Source organism: Roseiarcus sp. (assembly GCF_052145395.1).
GTDB lineage: Bacteria > Pseudomonadota > Alphaproteobacteria > Rhizobiales > Beijerinckiaceae > Roseiarcus.
The window spans coordinates 1-5521 of the sequence record NZ_JBKQOT010000025.1 but is presented as its reverse complement, the minus strand read 5'-3'; the positions used below and the strand labels follow the sequence as shown (position 1 = coordinate 5521).

Below are 5521 nucleotides of genomic sequence, written 5' to 3'. Positions count from 1 at the left end.
AGATTCCTTTTCCCCGTTGCACGCGAGCGGTTCCCTTCAGCAAATCGTTGGCCGCGGATTCATAGGCTTGGCGTGCTGCCTGGACCGCGCTGACCAACGCCTGCTCTGCTGAAGGCATTGATCCGGGCAGGGCTTCGGGAGGTGGTTGCGGGGCGAAGGCGTCTCCGGTCCAGAAGGTGGTGCGGGTTTGGTGAGCGGCTCGTCCCCGGCGCAGATGGCGCAGCCGCGCTCCCGCTGCGACGCCGTTCTTTCGTCGCTCTCCGGCGTCTTACTCAATGGAGTTGTGGGCGCGTTGACGGCGGGGGCGCTTATGGAGAATTCACAGGGCCACGATATCGGATTTTGGAACCTAGGTGGAACCTACACCGCAAAATTGCGACAGCGACGGGGCTCCCTCGCCCATTCGCTTCATCCAATATTTCAGTGGCTTAATGATGGTACCGCCACCCCGGCTCGAACGGGGGACCTCTAGATCCACAATCTAGCGCTCTAACCAACTGAGCTATGGCGGCATGGGCTCTTGGGCGCCGCGGAAACTAGTCGCAAAGGCCCGTGCATGCAAGCCCGCATCGCCCGCTGGCGCAACACCAAAATTCGCCCTGTCCAGGGTCGTCGGGGCGCTGGAGCGGGTTGCAAGCGAGCCGGTTTCGCGGCTCTCAGTTGCAGAACGCCCCAAGACAGACGGGGGGACGGGTCCGCCCGCGGATTTGGCCGGATCCAGTTCTATTTTATCGTAGGCAAAGCAGCAAACGCTTGCTAAAAAGAGAAATCATAAATACGCTCATCTCAAAGGCTTCAGATCGGACATCCGATGCCGCTTGTCCTGAATAGGGCTCGCCCGCCGCGTCGAGCCGACGCGCCCATCCGCCGGGCCTCTTACGGACTCGCGTCGAGCGCGAGGGCGACCGGCGCGGAGGCAAGCGCAAGCGCGGCTCCCGCCGCCGCCAGCATCGAACCCGCTCCCCCTGCCCTTCCCGGCCGTCCACTCGCCCGGAAAAGTCGCCGCAAGGGATTGAAAAATCTCGATTCCGGATTGCAAATGGCGCTGGCTCCCCTCCCCCTCCGGAGAGGCGCGTTATCGGTCTTTCGTCCCTTATCGGCGCTCTTCGCGCTGGCCGCGCTGTTCGTCCTGGCCGCCGCCGCAACCGCGTCGGCTGACCGGCTGGAAACCTTCGCCAGCGCGGCCGGCGAGCCCATTCAAGGGTATCTCGCGAAACCCGAGGGCGCCGGGCCGTTCCCGGCGGTCGTTCTGCTTCATTCGTGCCTCGGCCTGCCATCCAATCGGCGCGCGATCGAAACGGCCCTCAATGGCGCGGGCTACATCGCGCTGTTCGTCGACGAGTTCTCCACCCGCGGTCTCAAGGAGACCTGTTCGGTCGACTTTCCGCAGCTTGTCCCCGACGCGTTCGGCGCTCTCGCGTATCTCTCCGGTCGGCCCGACGTCGATGCACGCCGCGTCGCGATCGTCGGCTTTTCGCAAGGTGCGGACGGAGCGCTGGCCGCGGCCGCCTCGCCCGAGGGCGCGGCGCACGGCGTCGCGGCCGACCTCCGCTTCCGCGCGGCGGCGGCCTTCTACCCGCCTTGCGCCAATGAAGCCGGCCAGCGCCTCGCGATTCCGACCCTCATCGTGGTCGGGGGGGCGGACGAGGTGACGCCGGCGGCCGACTGCCGACGACTCGTCGAGGGGCAGCCGGGCGTCGCGCGGTTGAGCGTCTATCCCGGCGTCGCCCATTGCTTCGACGATCCCGCCTTCGCCGGCGGCAAACGCGTGCTCGGCATGACGCTGCGGTACGACGCGGGGGCCGCGCGACGGGGCATGACGGACCTCATCGCCTTTCTGCAGGGCAGCCTCGCCCGTTGAATCTTCCTATCCGCCGTCGATTTCACGCTCGCGCCACAAAATTGGCCGAAGCGGGGGCCGTTGAACCAGCGAAAGGACCAACGAGGGGATGATTCGGAGACGCGAATTTCTGATCGGCGCGGCCGCGGCAGCGGGCGCTTCGTCACTGGCCGGGGCGACCGCATTCGGCCGCGACCTGTCGCCGCCGCTCAACGACAAGGCGGCCTTCATCGCCTGGGGCAAGACGAACCTGAACGAGGACCCGGTTTATCTCGAGCGGCGTTTCGACCGCTACAAGGAGGTGCTGGCGTTCAACGATCTGTGGACGCCGGCCGAGAAGCGCGCCTTTCTCCTGACGCCCCGCCAGGAATTCGTGCGGCCCGAGGATAAGGACCAAGCCTACGTCGGACATTATATCGACATCGGGTTCGGCGTCACGATCACCCCTCCCGGCACCATGGGGCGGATGACCAGCGCCCTCCAGCTTCGCAACGGCGAGAAGGTGCTCGAGATCGGCACCGGCTCCGGCTACCAGTCGGCGCTGCTGACCTACCTGACCCCGCGCGTCTACACCATCGAGATCATCCCGGAGCTGGCGGCGCGCACCCGCGGGGTCTATGACCGGCTGATCGGGGCCGGCTACCGGGAATACGCCGACATCGCGACCCGCAGCGCCGACGGCTATTACGGCTGGACCGAGGCGGCGCCGTTCGACAAGATCATCGTCACCTGCGGCATTGACCACATCCCGCCGCCGCTCCTGCAGCAGCTCCGGCCCGACGGCATCATGGTCATCCCCGTAGGGCCGCCCGGCGCGCAGCACATTCTCAAGGTGGTCAAGAAGACGGGCGCCGACGGACAGGCTTCGGTCGCGCGCTCCGACATATTTGGCGGCAAGGTCATCCCCTTCGTCCCGCTGAGCGGCGGGCATCAGGCGGGCGGCGACGCGGGCTAGTCCCGGAGCGGGGCTGCGGCCGAGCGAGGAAGGGCGCATGAGTCTGGTTCTCGTTACCGGCGGGTCCGGGTTCATCGGCGGCCATTGCATCCTGCAAGCCCTGGCGGCCGGCCATTCGGTGCGCGCGACCCTGCGCAATCCGGCGCGCGAAAGTGAAGTCCGCGGCCTCATCGATCGGGCGGGCGCGCAGGGGCTCGAGCGGCTTTCGTTCGCCGCCGCCGATCTCGAACGCGATGCGGGCTGGCCCGAGGCGGCCGCAGGCTGCGATTTCGTTTTGCACGTCGCGTCGCCCTTTCCGCTTGCCGTCCCGAAGCACGAGGACGACCTGATTGTCCCGGCCCGCGATGGGGCGCTCAGAGTGCTGAAGGCCGCCCGCGCGGCGGGCGTCAAGCGCGTCGTGCTGACCTCGTCGTTCGCCGCCGTCGGCTACGGCCACAAGGAGCAGGCCGCTCCCTTCGACGAGACGTCCTGGACCAACCTGCGAGGCGAAGGCCTGACCGCCTATGTAAAGTCGAAGACGATCGCCGAGCGCGCGGCCTGGGATTTCGTCAAGGAGGGCGGGCCGGAGCTCGCCGTCGTCAATCCCGTGGGCGTTTTCGGTCCCATTCTCGGGCCCGACACGTCGACGTCGGTCGTCATCGTCCAGCGCATGCTGGACGGCTCGACGCCTGGCCTGCCCCACCTGCGGTTCGGGGTCGTCGACGTGCGCGACGTCGCCGATCTGCACTTGCGCGCCATGACCGATCCGCGCGCCAAAGGCGAACGTTTCCTGGCGGTGTCGGGCGACTTCATGAGCTTAAGCGACATGGCGCGGATCCTGAAGGAGCGCCTCGGCGAAGCGGCCCGGCGCGCGAGGACGCGGGAGTTGCCCGACTGGCTGGTGCGGCTCGCGTCGTTTGCCGACTCCTCCGTCCGGCAGATCGTTCCGGAACTCGGCAAATCAAAGAACGCGACGGCCGAAAAGGCCAAGCGGCTGCTGGGCTGGTCGCCGCGCTCGCGCGAGGACGCGCTGATCGCGACCGCCGAAAGCCTGATCAAGCTCGGCCTCGTCAGGCGCTAAGGCGGGCGACGCGATTGCGGACTCGAAATGCGACGCGGACAACGCGTTTCGAGGTCGGTTTCCGGCGATTTCGCCCACTGAAAGACCCGTTGGGGCTCGAAAACGCGCTTCGAAGGCCGCTCCGCGTGAACGCTTTTTTGCAGCCGGTCGCACGATTTCAAGGCTTTAGGCCCAGGATTTGGATTCGCATCGGCGTCTGAGGGGGTCGTTTGCCGCATTTCGGCCATATTCTGGCTCGCCAGAGCGGCCTGCCGCGCGCCGACAGCCAGGCCGCGACGCGCGACGCAACCGCTGCGTTGCGCGCGGCCCAGGCGTCGAATGCCGATGGCCGCGAGAGGCGGCGGCAGGGGGAGACGAAGGCGGCGAGGCGCGGCATGGGTCCGATCCGGCGGCGACAGGATCACGCTAGGCGATATTCCTGTTTTACTCAAGCAATTGTTGCATGCATCCTGGCAAAGAGAAAAGCCAGAAGCGAGGCGCGCCGTCCGCGCGCGCCACGACAGGACGCGACGGCTTTGCGCGCGGCGGGCGCTTGCCTTAGCTTGTCCGCGGGATCCCGGCGGCTGACGCTCCCACGCCGAGGACGCGGGGACGCTGGCCATGAACGCAACGCGCATCGCTGCGGCGATCTTCTGGACGGCCGTGGCGATCCTCATCGTCGCGCCGATCGGCCTGTGGAGCGCGTTGGCGCTCTGGTTCCGGCTTCCGGCGCCGGACGCGGTCCGCGCGGTCGCGGCCGGCGTCGCCGGGCTCGCAGCGCTGGCTGCGATCTTTGCGCTCTTTTCCCGCTTTCGCTGGCGGGCGCTCGGCCTCTTCGCGCTCGCTTTCGCGGGCGTCGTCGTCTGGTGGAGCACGATTCTGCCGCCGCTCGACGGTGACTGGGCGCCCGACGTCGCCCGGCAGACGACCGGGACGGTCAAGAGCGACATTCTGACGCTCTCCGACGTGCGCGACTTCGACTGGCGCTCGCACAAGGACTACACCGAGAAATGGGAGAAGCGCAGCTACGACCTCTCGAAGCTCGACGCGCTCGATCTCATCCTCGCCTATTGGGCCGGGCCGCAGATGGCCCATCTCATCATGAGCTTCGGCTTCGACGACGGACAATTTCTGTCGTGGTCGATCGAGGTGCGGCGGGAGAAAAGCGGAGAATTTTCGCCGATCGCCGACGCCTTCCGGTCGCACACGATCGTTTCGCTCGCGACGACCGAGCGTGACTCGGTCCGCCTGCGCTCGAACGTGCGCGGCGAGGACGTTCGCCTTTACCGCCTTCGCGCGTCGCCCGAGGCGATCCGCACGCTCCTCATCGGCTACGTCGACGAAGCCAATGGACTTAATCACCAGCCCATGTGGTACAATTCGATCACCACCAATTGCACGACGGCCGTCACGCGGCTGATCCGAAGCCTCGGCGGCGCGCTGCCGTTCGACTGGCGCCTCATCGTCAACGGCTATATGCCCGGCTTCCTCTACGACCACGGCGCCGTGAACACCTCGATCCCGCTCGCCGAGCTCATGGAGCGGGCGCGCATCAACGAGCGCGCGAAGGCCGCCGACCAGTCGCCGGATTTCTCGCGCCTCATCCGGGTCGGCATTCCCGCGCCGGACGGCAAGCCGCTGATGTGAGGGCGGACGCCCCGTCGGGGCGCTTCGCAGATGGCCGCAG

The 5521-nt window shown here is 67.2% G+C and carries 4 protein-coding genes and 1 tRNA gene; 4 read left to right on the top strand and 1 reads right to left on the bottom strand.

The annotated features are described in order from the left end of the window. Positions 1-435: 435 nt before the first annotated feature. Positions 436-512: transfer RNA gene (locus ACLP25_RS00765), tRNA-His, on the bottom strand. A gap of 527 nt (positions 513-1039) precedes the next feature. On the opposite strand from ACLP25_RS00765, the gene ACLP25_RS00760 reads away from it, so the two are divergent. From ACLP25_RS00760 to ACLP25_RS00745, 4 genes are all read left to right on the top strand, one after another. Further along, positions 1040-1861 (top strand): dienelactone hydrolase family protein, encoded by an 822-nt coding sequence (locus tag ACLP25_RS00760; RefSeq protein ID WP_442467341.1) that lies wholly within the window; start codon positions 1040-1042, stop codon positions 1859-1861. A gap of 88 nt (positions 1862-1949) precedes the next feature. Continuing rightward, positions 1950-2795, top strand: coding sequence for a protein-L-isoaspartate O-methyltransferase family protein (locus ACLP25_RS00755; protein WP_442467340.1), 846 nt, complete (start codon positions 1950-1952; stop codon positions 2793-2795). A gap of 37 nt (positions 2796-2832) precedes the next feature. Beyond that, positions 2833-3855, top strand: coding sequence for an SDR family oxidoreductase (locus ACLP25_RS00750; protein WP_442467339.1), 1023 nt, complete (start codon positions 2833-2835; stop codon positions 3853-3855). 600 nt (positions 3856-4455) lie between these two features. Continuing rightward, positions 4456-5481 (top strand): Lnb N-terminal periplasmic domain-containing protein, encoded by a 1026-nt coding sequence (locus ACLP25_RS00745; RefSeq protein ID WP_442467338.1) that lies wholly within the window; start codon positions 4456-4458, stop codon positions 5479-5481. Positions 5482-5521 lie beyond the last annotated feature (40 nt).